Origin of the sequence: Brevundimonas sp. BAL450, from assembly GCF_015767455.1 — a bacterium.
GTDB lineage: Bacteria > Pseudomonadota > Alphaproteobacteria > Caulobacterales > Caulobacteraceae > Brevundimonas > Brevundimonas abyssalis.
Genome location: NZ_JADWOW010000018.1, coordinates 1 through 21198, shown reverse-complemented (window position 1 = coordinate 21198; position 21198 = coordinate 1). Strand labels below are relative to the sequence as shown.

Here is a 21198-nt window from a genome sequence, read left to right as displayed (position 1 = left end):
ATGTCCGAGTCCGCCGTTCAAATAATTGCGCGTGGCGCGCGAAATGCCGCCGAGGCCGCCGCCGCCGCCATCGACGCCGATCCGTTGCTGGAGGGCGCGACCTACTCGATCCTGGAAGAGGATGAGGACAAGGGCATATGGCGCATCGACGCCTTCCCGACCTCCACTGACGAAGCGGACGGCATCGCCGCGCGACTGCGCGACCAAGGCGAACTGCGCGTAGCGATCGAGAAGCTGGCCGACGCCGACTGGCTGGCCATGTCGCTGTCGGGTCTGCCGCCGGTGAGGGCGGGGCGGTTCTTCGTCTACGGCGCCCACGACCAGGGACGGGTACCGGTCAACACCGTCAATCTGATGATCGATGCGGGCGCGGCCTTCGGGACCGGCCACCACGGCACCACGGTCGGCTGTCTGGTCGCCTTCGACGAACTGCTCAAGCGCGAGCGGTTCGAGCGCGTGCTGGATGTGGGCGCCGGCACCGGCGTGCTGGCCATCGCGGCGGCGAAGACCGGCAGCGCCGTCGCACTGGGCACCGACATCGACAAGCCGTCGGTGCGCATCGCCAACGAGAACGCGAAGCTGAACGCCGCCTCCGCCCGCTTCGTCCACGCCTCGGGTCTGAACGACCAGACGGTGCGCGGCCACGGCCCCTATGATCTGGTGTTCGCCAACATCCTCGCCCCGCCGCTGGTGGCCCTGTCGCAGGACATCAAGACCTCGCTGAAGCTGGGCGGCGTGGCCATCCTGTCGGGCCTGCTGCGGACCCAGGAGCGCCGGGTCTCCGCCGCCTATCTGTCGCGCGGCTTCCGGCTGGAGCGCCGCATCCACCGCGACGCCTGGAGCGCGCTGGTGTTGAGGCGCGTGGGGTAGGGGCCTCGTCCCGACATTAATCGGAATTCACTCGTGTCGCGTCCGTCGCGGGCTATCCTTTTCAGGGGCCGGCGGGGGACCGGTCGATCGGGAGGGGTGACGATGGACGGGACGTCAGATCTTGCGGACATGAACCGGCGACTGCGTCGGGTGACTCTGCAGTCGCGCGTGCAGATGGGGGTGCTGGCGGTCATGATGGCGGTCGGCCTGGCGGCCTTCGTGTCGGATGAGCCCCGCGCCTTGCGGGTGTCAGAACTGGTGGTGGTGGATCCCGACGGGGTCGAGCGCGTCCGCATCAGCGGCGATCTGCCTGACGCCGTGGTGGATGGCCGGCGACTGGTTCGCGGCGAGAAAGCCGCGGGCGTCATCCTCTATGACGGAGCCGGTCGCGAGCGCAGCGGCTATGCGACCTTCGAGCCGTCGGGCAACGTGCTGTTGACGCTCGACAACCGGCAGAGCGAACAGAACGCCCTGTTTGTGGCGGGACCCGACAATGCAGCGGCCCTGCGCCTTTGGCAGGGGCGAGACGCCATTGATCTTCGTACGGATCCGGCCGGGACCCGCATGACCATCGTCGAGGACGGACTGGTCCGTCACCAGACGCCGGTGACGCCGATCCCGCCCGAGGCTTGCGAGGCCTACAGAGGCGCCGTGCCCAGCCTGGGTCGGGAGGTGGCTCTGAGGGAGTGCAACGGGCGCTTCACGGCGGACAACTGCGACCGCTGCCTCACGCCCTAGATGCCTGACCCGGCACATGGCCTCTCCTCATCCGGGGGAGAGAAATGCTATGCGGTGCCCATGAGACAGACCTTCGACGAAACCACCGACCCGTCCTTCGGCGCCAAGCACTTGCCGCTGATCCGCGAACAGCTGAAGGCCCAGGGCCTCGACGGCTTCCTCGTCCCGCATGAGGACGAGCACCAGAACGAATATCTGCCCGCCGCAAACGACCGGCTGGCGTGGGTGTCCGGCTTCACCGGCTCGGCCGGGGCGGGCGTGGTCATGACCGACCGCGCCGCCGTCTTCGCCGACGGCCGCTACACCGTTCAGGTCCGGGCCCAGGTGGACGCCGACCAGTTCGACATCCTGTCCTATCCCGACGATGTCCCGACCTATCTGGCCAGGGCGCCGAAGGGCGCCGTGATCGGCTACGATCCGCGTCTGCACAGCCCCGACGCCTTGGCCGGTCTCAGGCGCGCGGCCAACAAGGCCGGCGCCGCGCTGAAGCCGGTCGAGATCAATCCCGTCGACGCCGCCTGGGCCGGGCGCCCGGCGCAGCCCCAGGCGCCGGTGGTCCCCCACCCGGACAACTACGCCGGTGAGGCCAGCGCCTCCAAGCGCGCGCGGGTGGGGCAGGGGCTGGATGAGGCGGGCGCCGACGCGGCCGTCCTGACCGCGCCGTCGTCCATCGCCTGGCTGTTCAACATCCGCGGCGGCGACGTGATCCGCACGCCCTTGCCGCTGGCCCAGGCGATCCTCAAGGCCGACGGGACGGCGCGCCTGTTCCTCGACCCTGCCAAGGTGACGGATGGCCTGCCGTCGTGGCTGGGCAATCAGGTTTCGCTGGAGACGCCCGACGACCTGCCCGGCGCCATCGCCGACCTGAAAGGCAAGCGTGTCCTGATCGACCCTGCGCAATCGTCAGCCTGGTATTTCGACCAACTGGAGAGCGAGGGCGCGACGGTCGTCCGCGGCGCCGATCCCTGCGCCCTGCCGCGCGCCGCCAAGAATGCGGTGGAGATCGAGGGCTCGCGTCAGGCCCACATCCGCGACGGCGCCGCCATCGCCAACTTCCTCCACTGGGTGGCCACGGAGGCGCAGCAGACCCTGCCGGACGAGCGCGCCATCGTGGAGAAGCTGGAAGGCTTCCGCGAGGCCACCGGCGCCCTGAAGGACCTCAGCTTCGACACCATCGCCGGCGCCGGGCCCAACGGCGCCCTGCCGCACTACAAGCCCGTCACCAGCACCATTCGCCGCATCGAAAAGGGCAGCCTGCTGCTGGTGGACGGCGGCGGCCAGTATCTGGACGGCACCACCGACATCACCCGCACCATGGCCATCGGCGACCCCACCGCCGAACAGAAGGACCGCTTCACCCGCGTCCTCAAGGGCCACATCGCCATGACCGTCGTGCGCTTCCCGGCAGGGATCACGGGGCATCAGCTGGACGCCCTGGCGCGCCTGCCCCTGTGGATGGCCGGCCTCGACTATGATCACGGCACTGGCCACGGCGTCGGCAGCTATCTGGGCGTCCACGAAGGCCCGCAGCGCATCGCCAAGGCGCCCAACACCCAGCCGCTGCTGGAGGGCATGATCCTCTCCAACGAGCCTGGCTACTACAAGCCCGGCCACTGGGGCATCCGCATCGAGAACCTGCAGGTGGTCACGCCCGCCACGCCCATCGAGGGCGGCGAACGGCCCATGCACGGCTTCGAGGTCCTGACCTTCGCCCCCATCGACCGGCGCCTGATCGAGGTGAGTCTGCTGACGCCGGACGAGCGCGCCTACATGGACGCCTATCACGCCGAGGTGTTTGACAAGATCGGGCCCCATGTGGACGGCGATGTGCGCGCCTGGCTGGAGGCGGCGTGCGCGCCGCTGTAGCCGCGTTTGTCGCGCTCGGGCTGGCCGCGCCGGTTCAGGCCCAGACCGCCCGCCTGTCCCGCGACGTCTTCGACGTGATCCCGCCGTCCGAGCGCGTCTCGGGCGAGCCGGGCGCCATGCGCATCATCCAGCCCGGCTGCCGCGTCGGCCCCACGGACTGGGCCCGTCGCCGCATCGTGGATGTGGCGGTTCAGGAGTGGGCCTTCTTCGGCTTCCAGACCGTGGACGCGCGTCCGGTGGAGGCGGGACGCCTGCCCGATGGTGTCGTGCCGGACGCGCTCAACCCCCGCCGCCCGGCGCCGCGACAGGCGCGCCACATGCTGCGCTTCGGTGACTGGGAGGACCGGGAGCGGGTCACCGCCACGGTCGCCGGCTACTGGTCCGCCACCCCCGACGGCGCCGAGGTCATCGGCGACCAGAACCGCGAATGGCGCCGCACCGACCGCGCCATCGACTGGGTCCAGCCCTGGTCCGCCGCCTTCATCAGCTGGGTCATGTGCGAGGGTGGACTGGGCGACATGAGCCAGTTCGCGCGCGACATCTCGCACCGGGTCTATATCGACCAGGCCATCCGCGCCCGCGACCGCCAGGCGCCGGAGGCCGCGTTCGTCGCGCACGACGCCGGCGAGGCCGAAATCCAGCCCGGCGATCTGCTGTGCAACGCGCGCGGTTCGTCCAGCTATCGCACCCTTGCCGACCGCCGCCGCGAGAGCGGCGAGTACGCGCCCCTCCACTGCGATATCGTGGTGCGTGTGGATGCGGAGGCGGGCCTGTTCCACATGATCGGCGGCAATGTGATGAACAGCGTCACCCTTACCATCCTGCCCGGGGTGCGGGACGGCGAGCATCTACGCCCGCTGGCCGAGGACGATCTCGATGGCGCGCGCACCATGTTCGCCCATCTGAAGTTGCGCGCCCCCGCCATCGAGCCGAACGCCCTGGACGCAACCCCGACCATCCGGGCCATCAACGCGCCTTGAATCCCACCCGGACGGCGCCCAACTGAAAGCGGTCGGCGACCATGTCGCCGCTTCCCCACATCAGCAGGAGAGCGCCCCATGAAGACGCGCAAACTGGGCCGCAACGGCCCCGAAGTTTCGGCCATCGGTCTGGGCTGCATGGGCATGAGCGCCTTCTACGGCGGCCGCGCCGACAGCGAGGCGGAGTCCATCGCCACCATCCACCGGGCGCTGGATCTGGGGATCACCCTGTTCGACACCGCCGAAATCTACGGCCCCCACACCAATGAGGAATTGGTCGGCAAGGCGCTGGCCGGAAAACGCGACCGGGTCTTCATCGCCACCAAGTTCGGCATCCGCACCGACTATGTGGCGGGCGGCGGCATGCCGCTGGACGGCTCGCCCGCCAATGCGCGTCGCGCGGTGGAAGGCAGCCTGAAGCGCCTCGGCGTCGAGACCATCGACCTCTACTACCTGCACCGGGTCGATCCGGCGACGCCCATCGAGGACACCGTCGGTGAGATGGCCCGCTTCGTGGAAGAGGGGAAGGTCCGTTTCCTCGGCCTGTCGGAGGCGTCCGCCGCCACCCTTCGCCGCGCCCACGCCGTGCATCCCATCACCGCGCTGCAGACCGAATACTCCCTGTGGACCCGCGACGTGGAGGACGAGATCCTGCCGACCTGCCGTGAACTGGGCGTCGGCTTCGTGCCCTATAGTCCGCTGGGCCGGGGCTTCCTGACCGGCGCACTTCGGTCGCCCGACGACTTCGAAGACGGCGACTCCCGCAAATCCAATCCCCGCTTTCAGGGCGAGCATTTCGCCCGCAACCTGCGGCTGGTGGACGAGGTGAAAGCCATCGCCGCCGACAAGGGCGTCCCCCCCGCCCAGCTGGCTCTGGCCTGGGTGCTGGCGCAGGGCGACGATCTCATCCCCATCCCGGGCACCAAGCGGGTGAACAGGCTCGAGGAAAACGTCGGCGCCCTCGACGTGACGCTCACGCCGGACGACCTGTCCCGGATCGAGGCGGTGTTTCCCAGGGGCGCGGCGGACGGCGATCGCTATCCGGAAGCCGCCATGAAGGCGCTGAACGGCTAGAGCTTCTTTGCGGGCTCTGCACCCGGAGCCATCAAAAGCCGTTTCCGACCCTTTCCCTCGGGGGCGCGGCGGCCTAGGTGAACGGCATGACCGAGACCAGCCAGACGAACGACACCTGGACCGTCGCCGGACGGACTTTCTCCTCGCGCCTGATCGTGGGGACGGGCAAGTACAAGGACTACGCCACCAACGCGGCGGCGGCCGAGGCGGCGGGGGCCGAGATCGTGACCGTGGCGGTGCGGCGGGTGAACCTGACCGATCCGGGCCAGCCGGTGCTGACCGACTTCCTGGACCCGAAGCGCTACACCTATCTGCCCAACACGGCCGGGTGCTTCACCGGCGAGGACGCGGTGCGCACCCTGCGTCTGGCGCGCGAGGCGGGCGGCTGGACCCTGGTCAAGCTGGAGGTGCTGTCGGACCCCCGGACCCTGTTCCCCGACATGGAGGAGACCCTGCGGTCTTTGAAGCTGCTGACGGCGGAAGGGTTCGAGGTGATGGTCTATTGCACCGACGATCCCGTCTACGCCCGCAAGCTGGAGGACGCGGGCGCCGTGGCCATCATGCCGCTGGGCGCGCCCATCGGGTCGGGTCTGGGGGTGCAGAACCCCATCAATATTCACCTGATCGTGGAGCAGTCCTCGGTGCCGGTGCTGGTGGACGCGGGCGTGGGCACGGCCTCGGACGCGGCGGTGGCCATGGAGCTGGGCTGTGACGGGGTGCTGATGAACACCGCCATCGCCGAGGCGCGCGAACCGATCCGCATGGCCCGGGCCATGAAGCACGCGGTGATCGCCGGGCGGGAAGCCTATCTGGCCGGACGCATGAAGAAGCGGATGTATGCGGACCCGTCGTCGCCGTTGGCGGGACTGATCTGAGCGCATCGACACGACCTTTGACGCTGGATAGGGTGCGCGCCATCTGAATCCACTGTTTGAGGTTCCCATGCGTCCTGCCCGTTTCGCCGCCATCCTGATGGCGAGCGCCGCGCTCGCCCTGCCGCTTTCGCTGGGGGCCTGCGCCACCACCGCCGACATGGGCGGCGAGCCTGTGGCCTTCGAGGCCCAGCGCCTGTCGGACCACATCCGCACCATGTCGGATGACCGCTTCGAGGGACGCGGCATCGGTCAGGACGAGGCGGGCGAACAACTGACCGTCGCCTATCTGATCGAGCAGTTCTCCAACGCCGGGCTGGCGCCGGGCGGCGAAAACGGCGGCTGGACCCAGACGGTGACCCTGAACCGGTTCGAGGCGTCGGACATCGAGGCCAGCCTGAGCGTCGGCGACTGGACCCTGCCGGTGACCCAGGGCGAACAGGTGGCCATCTCCACCCGCCTGCCGGGCGAGGCAGTCGATCTGAATGACGCCGAGCTGGTGTTCGTGGGCTATGGCGTCACCGCGCCCGAGCGCCAGTGGGACGACTTCAAGGACATGGACGTGCGGGGCAAGATCCTGGTTGTTCTGGTGAACGATCCAGATTTTGAACAGCCCGAGCTGAACACCTTCGGCGGCCGGGCCATGACTTACTACGGGCGCTGGTCGTACAAGTACGAGGAAGCCGCGCGGCGCGGGGCGGCGGGCGTGCTGGTGGTGCACGAGACGGCGCCGGCGTCCTACGGCTGGGCCACGGTGCGCAACTCCTGGGGCGGGCCGCAGTTCGACATCGTGCGCCAGAACGCGGCGGCCGAGCGTATCCCGGTGGAGGCCTGGATCCAACGCGACGTGGCGGTGGACCTGTTCCGCCGCGCGGGCCAGGACTTCGAGGCCCTGAAGGTCGCCGCGCGCAGCCGCGACTTCCAGCCGGTGACCCTGGACGGGGCATCCATGGACGTCAGCTTCGACGTGGCCACCTCGACCATCCAGACCGACAACGTCATCGGCATCCTGCGCGGCACGACCCGCCCGGACGAGACGATCCTGTACGGCGGTCACTGGGACCACATCGGCATGGGCGAGCCGGACGAGAGCGGCGACGGCATCTTCAACGGCGCGGTGGACAATGCCTCGGGCATGGCCGCGATCATCGAGATCGCGCGCCGCTTCGGCGCCGGTCCGCGCCCGGAGCGCTCGGTGGTGTTCATGGGCTTCACCGCCGAGGAAAGCGGCCTGCTGGGCGCCGAATTCTATGGCTCGAACCCGCTCTATCCGCTGGAGACCATGGTGGCGGGAGTGAACATCGACAGCGCCAACGTCTATGGCCGCACCACGGACATCGCAGTGACCGGCCATGGCCAGTCGTCCCTGGACGACTACGTCCGCGAGGCGGCGGCCGGGCTGAACCGCACGGTGACGCCCGACCCGCGTCCCGAGGCGGGCGGCTATTTCCGCTCGGACCACTTCCCGTTCGTGAAGCGCGGCGTGCCGATGATCTATGCCGGCGGGGGCACGACCTTCCGCGACGAGCCGGTCCAGCCCCGCATCGACGCCCGGGCCGAATATGGCAGCACCCGCTATCACCAGGCGGGCGACGAGTGGTCGCCGACCTTCGACTATGCGGGCATGATCGAGGACATGGAGATCTGGTACGCGGTGGGCGCGCGTCTGGCCAACAGCCGCGACTGGCCGGAATGGCGGCCGACGTCCGAGTTCATCACCGTGCGCGCCGAAAGCGCCTCGGCCCGACAGTAGACCTGACGGCGGCCGGGGCGGACCCGGCCGCCCCATCTTCACCCAGGACAGAATGACGTGACCCGTTTCCAGATCACCGGCCGCGTGGCCGCCGCCGCCCTGCTGCTCGCCGCCTGGCCCGCGCAGGGCCAGGACTTCTCCGCCGAGCGCCTGTCGCACGGCGTGCGCAGCATCAGCACCGACGCCTTCGCCGGCCGCTATCCCGGCGAGATCGGCGAGGGCCTGACCCTGGGCTGGCTGCAGGCGCGCTACGAGATGCTGGGGCTGGAGCCCGGCGGGCCGGACGGTGAATGGCTGCAGCCGGTGGACCTGACCCGCTACACGCCTGTTCGTCCTGCGGCGGCGGCCTGGCGGGCGGATGGCGATATCCACCCGCTGGCGGAAGGCGTCCTGCTGCGGGCGGCGTCCAACGACGGGCGGGCCCAGGTCAGCGGCGCGCCGGTGGTGTTCGCCGGCTACGGCATCCATGCGCCGGAGCGGAACTGGGATGACTACGGCGACATCGACGTCGAGGGCGCCGTGGTGGTGTTCATGTCGGGCGAGCCGGACGGTGAGCTGTTCAACGGCGAGTACCGCACCGCCCACGCCAGCGACTCCGCCAAGGCGGCTGAGGCCTACCGGCGCGGGGCGGTGGGCGTGCTGACGCTGGTGGACGCCGAGGCCGGCGAGCCGGCGTGGGGGCGGCGGGCCCAGTTCAACGATCGGCGCCGGACCCTGTCGCCGGGCAATGACGATCTGGAGTTCACCGGCGCGGTGCTGGCCGCCACGTTCGGACAGTGGGCCGAGGCGGCGGGGCGCAGCCTTGAAGACCTGACCGCGGATCTGGGCGGTGGGGCCTTCCGTGCCATGGCGCTGGAGGGCGTGACCCTGGACGTGGACGCCGAGGAGACGGTGGAGACCGAGCGCTCGTGGAACCTGCTGGCCCGCATTCCGGGGACCGAGCGGCCTGAGGAGACCATCGTCTTCTCGGCCCACTGGGACCATGTGGGCGTGCGCGGGGACGGCGAGGGCGACCACATCTACAACGGCGCCTGGGACAACGCCTCGGGCACCGTGGGACTGGTGGAGATGGCGCGCGAACTGAAGGCCGCCGGGCCGTTCGAGCGGTCCATCGTGTTCCTGCACGTCACAGCGGAGGAGCAGGGTCTGCTGGGGGCCTTCTGGTATGCGGCCCATCCGGTGTATCCGCTGGAGACCACGGCGGCGAACATCAATATCGACATGCTGCCGCTGTCGGCGCCGACGCGGGATCTGCCCATCTTCGGGCTGGGCCAGAACACGCTGGAGGACGAGCTGCAGGGGCTGGCCGAGGCCGAGGGCCGGTACGTCACCGACGACGGCCAGCCGGAGCAGGGCTTCTATTTCCGCTCGGACCACTTCGCCTTCGCTCGGGCGGGGGTGCCGGCCCTGATGCCGTGGCACGGGGTGGACCTGGACGAGGGCGGACGCGAGGTCGGGCTGCCGGCCTATCAGGCCAGGTTCCGCAGCGACTACCACCAGCCCAGCGACGAGTGGAGCGCGGACCTGGACTTCACCTCGGCGGTGGAGAACCTGACCCTGCTCTACCGGCTGACCATCGATCTGGCCGACAGCGAGCGCTGGCCCGGGTGGAAGCCCGCGTCGGAGTTCGGCCCGGTGCGGGCCCGCAGCGACGCGGCGCGGGACTAGGCCATGGCGGCGCGCCTGACCCCCATGACCGGCGACGGCTCGCCGCCTGTGCAGGGCGGCTATCCGCAGGCGGTTGAGGTGACGGGCGCGACCCGCTGGCTGCACCTGTCCGGCCAGATCCCGGTGGGGCCGGACGGCGGCCTGTCGCCGGACTTCACCGGGCAGTGCCGCCAGTGCTGGGCCAATATCGAGGCGCAGCTGCGGGCGGCCGACATGACCCTGGACAATCTGGTCAAGGTCACGACCTTCCTGTCGGATCGCACCTACGCGCTGGAGAACCGGGCCGTGCGGCTGGAGGTGCTGGAGCACCGCCAGCCCGCCCTGACCGTCATCATCACCGGCATCTTCGACGAGGCCTGGCTGGTTGAGATCGAGGCGGTGGCGGCGGCATGAGCCGCTGGGCGCCGGTCCCGGCGTCGGACCTGCCCGACGGGCTGATCCTGTTCGACGGGGTCTGCGTGTTCTGTTCGCGGTGGGTGCGGTTCGTGATCGCCCGGGACCCGGAGGCGCGGTTCCGGTTCCTGCCGATCCAGTCGGCGCAGGGACGAGCGCTGGCTGTGCGGCTGGGGGTGAATCCCGATGCGCCCGAAACCAATGTCGCAGTCATGGACGGACAGGCGCTGATGAAGTCCGACGCGGCCTTGTCGGTGCTGGGCGCGCTGGATGGCCTGCGCTGGCTGGGGACCTTGCGGCATGCCCCGCGCTGGATGCGGGACCCGCTGTATGACCTGATCGCACGCAATCGCTACGCCATCTTCGGGCGCACCGAGGCCTGCTGGCTTCCCGCGCCGGGTGAGGGCGACCGCTTCCTCTAACGCGAGGCCTGTCCGATCGGCCTGAGGTCAGGCGCCTTCGCGGATGAGCTTCTTGCTGATCAGCTTCCAGGCGATCAGGGTGGCCGCGGTGACCACCAGGGCGACGGTGGCGACGATGCCGATGGTGTGCAGGTGGTCGTCCAGGCTCCCGAACTGGGTCAGGCCCGCGGCCACCAGCCAGCCCGGGGCGATCATCACCGGCACCCAGACCACGGCCGAGAAGAAATTGGCCAGCTGGAACTTCACCTGGTTCATCGAGGTCATGCCCGCGATCAGGGGCACGAAGGCGCGCACCGGGCCCATGAACCGGCACAGGAAGATGGAGGCCACGCCGTAGTGGCGGAAGAACAGCCGGGCGCGGGCCAGGGGGCGGCGGTGCTTCTTGAGCCAGGGGTGGCGCCAGGCGCTGGGGCCGACGCGGCGGCCGATCCAGTAGGACACCGCGTCGCCGAGGGTGGCCCCGGCGATGCACCACAGCAGCACCGGGATCGGGTTCAGGACGCCCGCGCCGATCAGGCCGCCGGCCGTGACCATCAGGGCCGTGGCCGGGAAGAAGGCGCCGATGAACACCAGCGATTCGCCGAAGGTGATCAGACCCAGAATCGGGGCGGCCCACATGACGTGCTCCTGCACGAACGTGTTCAGGTCGGCGATCAGGTCTTCCAACAGCAACTCCAGCGCGTAGGGGGCAGAGGGTCGATATAGGCGGTTCGCATTCTCAGACCACAGAGGGACAGCCGAATTGTGACAATCCGGGCGATGGTGTGTCGCAGGTGCGGCGGAGGGGCCACATCTGGAAACGAACACGACGGGCGAGCGTTCAGTCCGGCATGAAAAACGCCCTTCTGATCGCCCCCGCCGCCGCCGTGCTGATGCTCGCCGCCTGTGGCGAGCCGTCCAATCCGCCGACCGAACCGGCCGAGCCGGTGACCGGGGCGCCGACCATCAATCCCACCGTTCCGGTCCGGCCCGGCGAGGGCCCCGACAGCTTCGTGGGGACCTGGGCCGCCGACGAGACCTGGTGCGGCAATACGCCGGCCACGACCGATCAGGTTCCGATCCGCATCAGCGCCCTGCGCTTCGAGGGCTACGAGAACCGTTGCGACATCACCGCCATCGAACAGAGGGGCGACAGCTATGACGCCGGCCTGACGTGCGAGGCCGAAGGCATGACCAGCCGGGAGGCGGTCAACATGCGGGTGGTCGGGGACGTCCTGACCCTGACCTGGGCGAACCGGGACGGCGAGCCGGTGCAGCTGGTGCGCTGCGGAACGGCGGCCGGGGCGGACCTGGACGGGGGATGATTTCTCGGACTCCTTGTCGTTCGGGCAGGAGCGGAGAACCCACGCTTTTGTCATCCCCGCCGAAGCGAAGCTGATAACCCGCTCCTTGTCATCCCGGCCGCAGCGAAGCGGAGAGCCGGGACGGGCGGATCCCACACGGATACCACCGCCCGGACAGCCGTGAGGCTGGGCCGGGCGACGAGCGGCGGACCCCGTGGCCCGGATCGTCGCGCTGCGCGCCGTCCGGGCCTGGAAGGGTGGGGCGCTGTCCCGTCCCGTCCCGTCCCGGATAACGCCTGCGGCGTTTCCGGGATGACAAGGGGCTCGTCCTGATGCGGCCGGGATGGCACGGGGGCGGCTGGGGTGAGCGGGGTAATTCCCGCCCCCCCTCCGTCACCCTCGGGCTTGTCCCGAGGGCCCACGGCGGCGCGCGTCCCGGGCCGGCGGCCGGGGCGGGCGGGGTGATCAGGCCCGTAAAGGATCGTGTCCGGAGCGGAGATGGGTCCTCGGGACAAGCCCGAGGATGACGGGTTTGGTGGAGGTCGTGCCCTCACGGCCCCAGTCCGGAGTGGTGAAACTCCGGCGGCGAAAAAGAGTGCAACGGGAGTCTCGCGGTTTCGGCGTCGAGCGTCTGTTCGGCGCGGGCGGTGACGGCCTGCAGCGCGGCGACGAGGCGGGCGAGGTCCCTGGCGGGCAAGGGATCGGCGGCCGCGTCGGCGGCGGGGGCGTCCGGTGGTGGGTCGTCGGTGGGGGGTGGTTGGTGAGACTCCGGAGCGGAAAAACAGTGCAACGGGGGTGCAAGATCCTGCTGGAGGGCCGCGGTCTCCGCCTGCCGGGCGACGGCGGCCAATTGGGTGGTCAGGCGCACCAGATCGGCGGCGGGGTCCGGCGCGGGCGGTTCAGGCTGGAGGTCCGGCTCCGGAGAGGTCCCGGGGGACGTCTCGGGGGACGTCTCGGGCGCGGCGCGGCGGGCCTCGATCTCCGCATAGGGCACGAGCGGCTTCAGCTCCCTGTAGAGGCGCAGCCAGCCGCGGGCCTGGATCAGCTGGCCGGCGGCCACGGCCGCCTGGACGTGGGACCAACATTTGTCGACCATCTGCGAGGTGGTGAGGGGCGTCCCCGATGGCGCCTCCGGCGCCTCGGGGATGACAAGGGGCTCGTCCTGCGCCGGCGGCGCGTCGGGCTCGGGCTGGTCCATGCGGCGCCAGCCCTGTTGCTGAGCGTGGCGGCGGAAGGTGGACAGGCGCAGGTCGTGGCGGCGGCAGACCGCCTCTGCGGGCGAACCGGCCAGATACTCATCCTTGGCGGCGGCCCAGCGGCGGGCGTCTCCGGTCAGGCGGCGGGGCGGGGCGGGGGGAACGGTGGTCATGCTCATCCCGCCAGTCTGCGGCGCCCCGGAGCAGCGGGACGAAAAACAGGGTTCGGAGGCGTCGAACCCTTGTGCGCATGGGCATTGGCGGCGGGAAATGCGGGATTAAGGGAGCGGTTTCCTTCTCCCTCAAAGCGAGAAAGCATTTTCTGGCCCTGTCCTCGGCTTGCCGCCCCGGCGCCCAGGCGGGCTGGTCGAGGAGGGTCTGAACGGCGGTGACGACCTGCTGCGGCAGGAAGGGCTTGGTGATGAGGATGCTCTCGGGAACGCCCGTTGGCGCGCCAGTCGCTCATGCTGTCGCCGGTGATGTAGATGACGCCGATGGCCGGAGCCCCCGTTCGCCCTGCTGCTGTCGCAGGCGTTGCCGGCGGACTCCCCGGGCATGACGCCGGTGCACCTGAACCGGGTGGTGAAGGCGTTGCGGGCCAGCGGGGCCATGACGCTGCAGCGGGGCAGCCTGACGCGGCGCGATAAGCGACTCAGGCCGGTTTCAAAATTCCGCACGTGCAACCTATGTTTGAGAAATCAGGGCCGTTTGTGTCATGATCATTCGTCGTCGACGCAGTCGGCGGTTGAGAGAGAGCGGCGTCGCATGCCGCACACTCCCGCATTCGGCCAGGGGAGCGCACCGTGACGTACATCTGTTATATCGAGTCCAGGCTGTCGTCCGTTCCGCACATGGAGCCGCTGTCGGTGGAGGACGCCGAAACCGCGGTGGAGAAGACCCGTCGCCTGATGTCGGAGCATCCGAACGCCATCGCCGCGCACGTGTTCAAGGGGGATGAGCGCATCGCCACCCTCACCGTGGACCACGCCGGACCCTGAGCCTCAGCAGGCGGCCGCCTGCGCCTCTTCATGGGCGGTGTCGGGATGGCCCTCCCATGGGCCCAGACGCCGGTGGGTCTTGGCCGCCGCCTCGGCGCAGCGCCGGAAGGCGTCGGCCAGATCCAGGGCCCTGTCCAGCTGACTGACCAGCAGGGCGCCGCGGGCGGTGGCCTGCAGCAGGTCGGTCTTGACCTGTTGATAGGCCTGTTCGGCGGCGCCGATCAGGCGGGCGTACTCCAGCTCGAGGTCGGCGGCCTCCGCGCCGGGGCCGTTCAGGCTGTCCGTCAGGGCCTGGCGCAGTTTCGCCCAGCCCGGGGACGCCGCGGCGATGTCCGCCGGAGGCGTCTGCAGCCGCAGGCTCATGCGCTCGATCTCCTCCAGGTGCTGAACGGCCCGGATCACGTCCGGCAGGGCGTCGGCCACAGGGTCGGGAAGGGGGCCGGCGCTCATCTCGCCGATGAAGTCCCTGATCTGCCGCCCCAGCGGCAGAAGCCGGCCTTCCTCCATGGCCGCCCCGGCCGCCTTCGCCTCCCGCCGCTGGACGACCATGGCGAACGCGGCCTCGCGCATGCGCTCCGCCTCCAGCACCAGCCCGCGCAGGGCCAGATCCGGCACCTTGGCGAGGGTGGGGTCGAGATATCGCGGCCGGGCCAGGCTTTCCTCAGCGGACACGAAACGGCGCTGGAGGAAGGTGATCAGGCGCGACCCCGTCAGGGCCATGATCACGGCGCCCAGCAGATTGAACAGGGTGTGGAACATGGCCAGAATCGCGGGGGTGTCCGCCCCGGGATTGAAGCCGGACGTCAGCCAGGTGCTGAGCCACAGCAGCGGCGACAGCAGCAGCAGGGCCCCGGCGGCTGCGGTGACGTTGAAGATCACGTGCGCAGTCGCCACCCGCCGCGCCGCCGGGGTGGCGCTGAGGGCCGCCAGGATCGCCGTCGAGGTGGTGCCGATATTGGTGCCGATCACCGCCATGGCGGCCATGGACAGGGGGATCTCACCGCTGGCGGCGGCGGTCAGGGCCAGGGCGATGGCGGCGCTGGAGGACTGGGTGAGCACCGTGACCAGCACGCCGAGGGCCAGGGCGATCAGCAGGGCGGCGAAGGTGGCGTCGCCGGTGAACAGGTGGCCCATGTCGCCCAGCAGATCGGCGAAGGCGCCCTGCAGCACGCCGACGCCGAGGAAGAAGGCCCCGAACCCGGCCATGGCCTGGGCCGCGCCGAACAGGCGCGAGCGGCCGCGGAACGCCAGCCGGCCCAGCATGCCGAGGCCGATCAGGGGCAGGGCCAGGGCCGCCACATCGATCTTCACCCCCACCAGGGCCACCAGCCAGCCGGTCATGGTGGTGCCGACATTGGCCCCGATGATGAGCCATACGGCCTGGGCCAGATTGAGCAGGCCGGCGTTGACGAAGCCCAGGGTGGCGACGGTCACGGCGCTGGAGGACTGCAGCAGGGCGGTGATCAGAACCCCGGCCAGGAAGCCGCGCGGGGCGGAGCGGGTCCAGGACTCCAGAACCGCCTGCAGGGCGCCGCCGGCCGCCAGCTTCAGACCTTCGGTCATCAGCCACATGCCGAGCAGAAACAGTCCGACGCCGCCGAGCAGGGATGCGAACACACCCAGAGTCATGACGTCTCACCCGATCGTCTCTTCGCCCGGGCCGCGCTCCGGACAGAAGGGAGCGAGGTCAGGTGTTGAACAGGAAGTGCAGGACGTCGCCGTCCTTGACCACGTATGTCTTGCCTTCGGCGCGCAGCTTGCCGGCCTCGCGGGCCTTCGCCTCGCCCTTCAGCGCCACATAGTCATCGTAGGCGATGGTCTCGGCGCGGATGAAGCCCTTTTCGAAATCGGTGTGGATCTCGCCCGCCGCCTGGGGCGCGGTGGCGCCGATGGGGATGGTCCAGGCGCGCGCTTCCTTGGGGCCGACGGTGAAATAGGTCTGCAGGCCCAGCAGGCTGTAGGCCTCGCGGATCAGGCGGTTGAGGCCGGGTTCTTCCAGGCCGAGGGTTTCGAGGAACTCCTTGCGCTCCTCGGGCTCCAGCATGGCGATCTCGGACTCGATGCGGGCCGAGATGACGACCGAGTTGGCGTCGTCGGCCTTGGCGCGGGCGGCCACGGCGTCGGACAGGGCGTTGCCCTTGTCGGCGGAGTCTTCCTCCACATTGCAGACGTAGAGGGCGGGCAGGGCGGTGAGAAGCTGGAGCATGTGCCAGGCCTTCTCGTCTTCCTTCGAGATCTCGGCGGTGCGGGCGGGCTTGCCGGCGCGCAGCTTGTCCAACGCCAGGTTCATCAGCTTGAGGGTGGCCTGGGATTCCTTGTCGCCGCCCTTGGCGCGCTTTTCGACCTGGACCACCCGGCGCTCGAGGCTCTCCAGATCAGCCAGCATCAGCTCGGTCTCGATGATCTCGAGATCGCTGAGCGGGTCGATGCGGCCCTCCACGTGGGTGATGTCGTCGTCCTCGAAGCAGCGGGCGACGAAGGCCACGGCGTCACAGTCGCGGATGTTGGCCAGGAACTGGTTGCCCAGGCCCTCGCCCTTGGACGCGCCGCGCACCAGGCCGGCGATGTCCACGAAGGTGATCCGCGAGGGGATGATCTCCCTGGAGCCGGCGATGGACGCCAGCACGTCCAGGCGCGGCTCGGGCACCGCCACGTCACCGGTGTTCGGCTCGATGGTGCAGAACGGATAGTTGGCGGCCTGGGCCGCCGCCGTCTGGGTCAGGGCGTTGAACAGGGTGGACTTGCCGACGTTGGGCAGGCCGACGATCGCGACTTTCAGGGACATGCTTTACCTCGTGAGGCGCGAGGCTTTAGCGGGTTCCGGCGCGTTTGTCAGGGCCGTCATCCGCGCCGGCGTTATTGATGACCGCCGTGATCGGCCGCGGCGCCGTCCGGCTGGCGGACCTGAGCCTCGACCGTGACCTCGGCGGCGTCCTCGAAGGTGAGGGTGAGGGGGACGGTCTCACCCTCGGCCAGGGGGGCGGACAGGGTCATCAGCATGAGATGCTCGGCGCCGGGGCGCATCTGAACCGTTTCGCCGGCAGGCAGGGGCAGGCCGTTCTCGAGTTCGTTCATGCGCATCATCTCGCCGTCCATGCGCATCTCGTGGATCTCGACCACCTGGGACAGGGGCGAGGCGACAGAGACGAGGCGGTCGTCGCGGCTGGAGACGAGGGTGACGTAGCATCCGCCCACCAGCACGCCGTTGGGGGTGGGGCGGCACCAGGCGCCGTCGGCCTGGACCACGGCGGGGCCTTCGGGGGTCGAGCCGCCGCCGCCGCAGGCGGCGAGCGTCAGGACGGCGAGGGGGGCGAGCAGGCGCGCGGCCTTGGGGAGGGTCATCTCGATGCTTCCTTCTTATGCGCGGATCGGGGTGCGGGACCGGACGATCAGACGGCCCAGACGGTCGAGCGCCAGGGCGACGATGAGACTGGCCCCCGTCATGGGATAAAATATGGCGAGAGGCAAAACGATGCCCAGCACGGCGGCGCGGACGCGGGGGCCGGGCGGGGCGACAGGGGCGCCGAGGCGACTCTTGGGGCGGCGCTTCCACCACATCATCAGGGCGCTGACCGCCAGCAGCCAGATGGCGATGCAGCCGCCCAGCATCAGATAGCGGTTGAGCCAGCCGTACTGCGTGCCCTGATGGACCGCGATGCCCCACTCAAAGGCCTGGGCCCCGATTCCGAACTGGTCGTAGCGGATGTCGGCGCGCAGGCCGCCGTCGGCGCCGATGTAGAGGGTGCGGGTGTCTTCCACCTGCCTGACCTCGCGGGCCACGGTGTAGGCCAGGGCGGGGTCGGTGGGGATGGTGACGGTGAAGGGGCGGGGCAGGGCCTCGGCGTCCACCGCAGCCAGCACCGTGGCCAGACCGCCCGCGCCAGGACCGCCGTGCAGGGCGGCGCCCTCCATGGTCCAGCCGACGCCGGCGGGCGCGTCCTCATGGTCCGCGTGCAGCCAGGGACTGGCGGCAGCGGGGGCGGGGGGACGGCCCGTGCCCGTCTCGCGGATCAGGCCGAGGACGCGATCGCCCCAGACAGCGGACCAGGGCATGCCGGTGACCACCAGAAAGGCGATGACGGCCCCGGCGTAAAGACCGGTCACCGCATGGACGTCGCGCCAGAACGGGCGGCCGGACCGGGGCGCGGCGCGCACCGTCAGCACGCCCGCCTGACGCTTGCGCGGCCACCACAGGAACATCCCCGTGGCCACGAGGATCAGGGCCCAGCCCGCCACGATCTCCACCAGCAGATTGGCCCAGGGGGCGATGATGGCGAGGCTGTGGGTGCGCTTGATGATCTCGGTCACGCCGCCATAGCGGACGGCGCCCAGATACTGGGAATCATAGGGGTTCACGAAGGCGGTGCGCTGGTCGCCGTCGGGGCGGCGGACGGTCAGGCGAACGGCGCGGTCCGGGCGATCCGGAACCCGCACATTGATCACCCGGCCGCCGGCGCCCACCGAGGCGGCGGCGGTCCAGCGGTCGGGCGAGGCCCATTGGCCGCCAGCCTCGATCCGCTCGTACGGGCGATAGACGTCGGCGTCGATCTCGTCCTTGAACAGATAGAGCGCGCCGGTCAGGGCCATCAGGCACAGCACCGGCAGGACCAGCAGGCCGGCGTAGAAATGCCAGCGCCAGACCGCCCGGTAGGCGCCGGAGAGGATGTGGGGTTTCGGATCGCCCATGAGCCTTAGAACCTCGCGCTGACGCCGACAAAGGCCGAGCGGCCCTCGCCCGGCATGAACACCGTGGCGGCGGCCGTGCGGGCGTCGGTGACGGCGCTGAACTCGCTGATGTAGCGTTCATCGGTGAGGTTGCGCGCGTCCACGAAGACCGTGACGCCATTGGCGAAGTCGAAGCCGGCGTTCAGGCCCCAGACCGCGAAGGACGGCGCCTTGAGCGTATTGGCGTAGTCGACCCAGACGTCGTCGATGCGCCATTCCACCGTGGGAGTCAGGAACAGGCCCGACGTATGCCGCCACCCCAGCTCGGCCCGGTACTGATGCTCGGGCACGACGGGAAGCCGGTTGCCTTCCCACAGCAGGTCGCGGTCGAAGTAGAAGTCGTTGTAGTTGTAGGTCTGACGCAGGACCGGGACGCCGCCCGCCAGAGCCACCGGCAGGGTCCACTCCAGACCCGCCTCAAGGCCCTGATGGACGGTGCGGTCGCCGTTGAAGGTGGCGGCCGGAATGTCGGGACCGACGATGTAGTTCAGGAGCTCGCCGTCGATCTGGCTGCGATAGACGGTGACGTCCCAGCTGAGGGCGCCGCGACGGCCGCGCGTGCCGAGTTCGGCGGTCCAGGCGTCCTGGAGGTCCACGGGCGTGAAGCCGGTCAGCGGGGCCTGAACCAGCGCGCCGTAGGTGGGCGGCTCCACCGAGCGGGTGATGTTGGCGTAGACCTGGGCGCCGTCGGCGCTTTCCCACAGCAGGCCCAGCCGCGGCGAGACCCAGTCGTATGTGATGGAGTCGTCGTTGGCGGGGTTACGCTGGTCCCGGTAGTCGCGGGTGGCGCGCCCGAAGGAGCCGCCGCCGACGAGGGCCAGATTGTCTGTGACGAACAGGCGGCCCTCGGCGAAGACGTCGAGGCCCGAGGCGTCCTGAACGCCGTCGGCGGTCAGGGCGCCGGGCAGGCCGCCGGTGTTGACGTAGCGTTGGGTGTCCACCTGGCCGTCGCGGTAGCTGAGGCCGTAGAACAGGTCGGCGCGCAGTCCGCCCAGCTGGCCGGTCCAGTCGAAGCGGCCGAACAGGCCGGTGGTGTGGCTGTCGGACTGGAGCACCTGAAAGATCGGGTGCCAGAGATCCTTTTGCCAGCCCCAGACGGCGCCCTCGAAGACGGTGGCGTCGTTCAGGCGCCAGCGGGTCTGGAGGGTCAGGCGCTTGACGTCCAGATCGCGGGCCTGATCCAGCGCGACCGCGCCGGGGTTGGCCATTTCGGGCGCGGTCAGGGCCTGATCCAGCGTCAGGGCGCCGGGGATGTCCTGACGGATGTCGGCGGCCTGGAAGATCAGGCGCACCGCGCGGTCCTCACCGAAGGACCGGCCGGCGTTGAGGGTGATGCGCGCCTGCTGCTGTTCGCTGTGATCGCGGTAGCCGTCGGACTGCATGCCGGAGACGGCGGCGAACAGATCCCGGTCGCCCCACTCACGGGCCACGGCCCCCCAGGCGCGGAGGCTGTCGTAGGACCCGCCCTCGAGCCGCAACTGGTTGTCGAAATTGGCGGTGACGCCGGTGGGGGTGACCAGATTGACCGCCCCGCCCAGTTGGGCCCCGCCGAAGCGCAGGGTGTTGGCGCCCTTGTAGACCTCGATGTAGCGGGCGCTCATGGCGTCGATGGCCTGAAAGTCCGAGAAGCCGTCCGCGTCGGCGAAGGGCACCCCGTCCTGGGCGAACAGCACGCCGCGCTGGTGGAAGCCCTGGGCGATGCCGGAGCCCCGGATGGAGAGACGGGATTCCTCGCCGTAGCGTTTCTGGGCCAGCACGCCGGGGACGTTGCGCAGGGTGTCGTAGAAGCCTTGGGCGAAGCGGTCCTCATACGTCTCGGCGGCGACCACCGAGACCGCGCCGGGGGTGCGGGACAGGCGGGCGCGGGCCTCGGCCACCACGGGCGGATCGTCGGGATTGGGCCGGGCCGTGACGATGACGGAGTCCACGGTGGTGGGCTGGTCGTCGGCGGCGAGGGCGGGGCAGGCGGTGGCGCCCGCCAGCGGCAGGGCGATGAGCAGCGCGCGCGGCGCCGCGAAGGTCTTGAAGGTCATGAAGTCTGGAATCCTGAACGGAAGGCTTCAGGGCGCGCGCTGATGCGACCAGGCGCGCCGGTGAGAGGGCAGTCGTTCAGGGCGAGACCATTGGTCTCGCAGTGACCCGAACGCCTGATTCACGGCCTAGGCAGGATGACATGGTGATCCCGCCTCAACCGATCAGGCGTGAGGCGGCGCGGTGGAGTGCGGCCGTGGCGGGGCGCGGGCCGGGGGCGGCGCGGCCTGGGCTGCGGTGGTCCAGGCGACGGTGGTCGCGGGGCGGATGACCGGCAGCGGTTGAGGCGGGATCACCATGTCATCCTGCCTAGGCCGTGAATCAGGCGT

General features: G+C 70.0%; 19 protein-coding genes. 12 read left to right on the top strand and 7 right to left on the bottom strand.

What is annotated here, in order from left to right; genetic code table 11:
- The 10 genes from IWC96_RS00190 to IWC96_RS00145 all read left to right on the top strand — a co-directional run bounded on the left by IWC96_RS00190 (nt 1) and on the right by IWC96_RS00145 (nt 10636).
- On the top strand, nt 1-870 hold the full coding sequence (locus IWC96_RS00190; protein WP_196838142.1) for a 50S ribosomal protein L11 methyltransferase: 870 nt from the start codon (nt 1-3) through the stop codon (nt 868-870).
- Nucleotides 871-972: 102 nt separating this feature from the next.
- Entirely contained in the window at nt 973-1608 is a 636-nt protein-coding gene (locus IWC96_RS00185; protein WP_196838141.1) for a hypothetical protein, read from the top strand.
- A 60-nt stretch (nt 1609-1668) separates the two neighbouring features.
- A complete protein-coding gene (locus IWC96_RS00180) occupies nt 1669-3474 on the top strand; it encodes an aminopeptidase P family protein (RefSeq protein ID WP_196838140.1) in 1806 nt (601 codons plus the stop codon).
- Nucleotides 3459-4454, top strand: a complete 996-nt coding sequence (locus tag IWC96_RS00175; protein ID WP_196838139.1) for a DUF2272 domain-containing protein — start codon at nt 3459-3461, stop codon at nt 4452-4454. Before IWC96_RS00180 ends, IWC96_RS00175 begins: the two co-directional genes overlap by 16 nt.
- 78 nt (nt 4455-4532) lie before the next feature.
- Entirely contained in the window at nt 4533-5528 is a 996-nt protein-coding gene (locus IWC96_RS00170) for an aldo/keto reductase (protein WP_196838138.1), read from the top strand.
- Nucleotides 5529-5614: 86 nt separating this feature from the next.
- Nucleotides 5615-6403, top strand: a complete 789-nt coding sequence (locus IWC96_RS00165) for a thiazole synthase (RefSeq protein WP_196838137.1) — start codon at nt 5615-5617, stop codon at nt 6401-6403.
- A gap of 67 nt (nt 6404-6470) precedes the next feature.
- Nucleotides 6471-8153: a M28 family metallopeptidase gene (locus IWC96_RS00160; RefSeq protein ID WP_196838136.1), complete on the top strand. Its 1683-nt coding sequence runs from the start codon at nt 6471-6473 to the stop codon at nt 8151-8153.
- Between the two features lie 57 nt (nt 8154-8210).
- On the top strand, nt 8211-9821 hold the full coding sequence (locus IWC96_RS00155; protein ID WP_196838135.1) for a M28 family peptidase: 1611 nt from the start codon (nt 8211-8213) through the stop codon (nt 9819-9821).
- Between the two features lie 3 nt (nt 9822-9824).
- Nucleotides 9825-10214, top strand: a complete 390-nt coding sequence (locus tag IWC96_RS00150; protein WP_231378722.1) for a RidA family protein — start codon at nt 9825-9827, stop codon at nt 10212-10214.
- Complete coding sequence (locus tag IWC96_RS00145; RefSeq protein WP_196838134.1) at nt 10211-10636, top strand: thiol-disulfide oxidoreductase DCC family protein; 426 nt, start codon at nt 10211-10213, stop codon at nt 10634-10636. Before IWC96_RS00150 ends, IWC96_RS00145 begins: the two co-directional genes overlap by 4 nt.
- 27 nt (nt 10637-10663) lie before the next feature.
- On the opposite strand, the gene IWC96_RS00140 is transcribed toward IWC96_RS00145, so the two are convergent.
- Nucleotides 10664-11302, bottom strand: a complete 639-nt coding sequence (locus tag IWC96_RS00140; protein ID WP_231378721.1) for a DedA family protein — start codon at nt 11300-11302, stop codon at nt 10664-10666.
- A gap of 164 nt (nt 11303-11466) precedes the next feature.
- Between IWC96_RS00140 and IWC96_RS00135 the strand changes: the two genes are divergently transcribed.
- A complete protein-coding gene (locus IWC96_RS00135; RefSeq protein WP_196838133.1) occupies nt 11467-11940 on the top strand; it encodes a hypothetical protein in 474 nt (157 codons plus the stop codon).
- Nucleotides 11941-12469: 529 nt separating this feature from the next.
- Here IWC96_RS00135 and IWC96_RS00130 read toward each other — a convergent pair.
- Entirely contained in the window at nt 12470-13288 is an 819-nt protein-coding gene (locus IWC96_RS00130) for a hypothetical protein (protein WP_196838132.1), read from the bottom strand.
- Between the two features lie 630 nt (nt 13289-13918).
- On the opposite strand from IWC96_RS00130, the gene IWC96_RS00125 reads away from it, so the two are divergent.
- Nucleotides 13919-14113, top strand: a complete 195-nt coding sequence (locus IWC96_RS00125) for a hypothetical protein (RefSeq protein ID WP_196838131.1) — start codon at nt 13919-13921, stop codon at nt 14111-14113.
- A gap of 3 nt (nt 14114-14116) precedes the next feature.
- Here IWC96_RS00125 and IWC96_RS00120 read toward each other — a convergent pair whose 3' ends face one another.
- From IWC96_RS00120 to IWC96_RS00100, 5 genes are all read right to left on the bottom strand, one after another.
- On the bottom strand, nt 14117-15742 hold the full coding sequence (locus IWC96_RS00120) for a Na/Pi cotransporter family protein (RefSeq protein WP_196838130.1): 1626 nt from the start codon (nt 15740-15742) through the stop codon (nt 14117-14119).
- Between the two features lie 58 nt (nt 15743-15800).
- Nucleotides 15801-16898: a redox-regulated ATPase YchF gene (gene ychF, locus IWC96_RS00115; protein ID WP_196838129.1), complete on the bottom strand. Its 1098-nt coding sequence runs from the start codon at nt 16896-16898 to the stop codon at nt 15801-15803.
- A gap of 71 nt (nt 16899-16969) precedes the next feature.
- Nucleotides 16970-17455: a copper chaperone PCu(A)C gene (locus IWC96_RS00110; RefSeq protein WP_196838128.1), complete on the bottom strand. Its 486-nt coding sequence runs from the start codon at nt 17453-17455 to the stop codon at nt 16970-16972.
- Between the two features lie 15 nt (nt 17456-17470).
- Entirely contained in the window at nt 17471-18799 is a 1329-nt protein-coding gene (locus tag IWC96_RS00105) for a PepSY domain-containing protein (protein WP_196838127.1), read from the bottom strand.
- A 5-nt stretch (nt 18800-18804) separates the two neighbouring features.
- Complete coding sequence (locus tag IWC96_RS00100; RefSeq protein WP_196838126.1) at nt 18805-20871, bottom strand: TonB-dependent receptor domain-containing protein; 2067 nt, start codon at nt 20869-20871, stop codon at nt 18805-18807.
- Nucleotides 20872-21198: the final 327 nt, after the last annotated feature.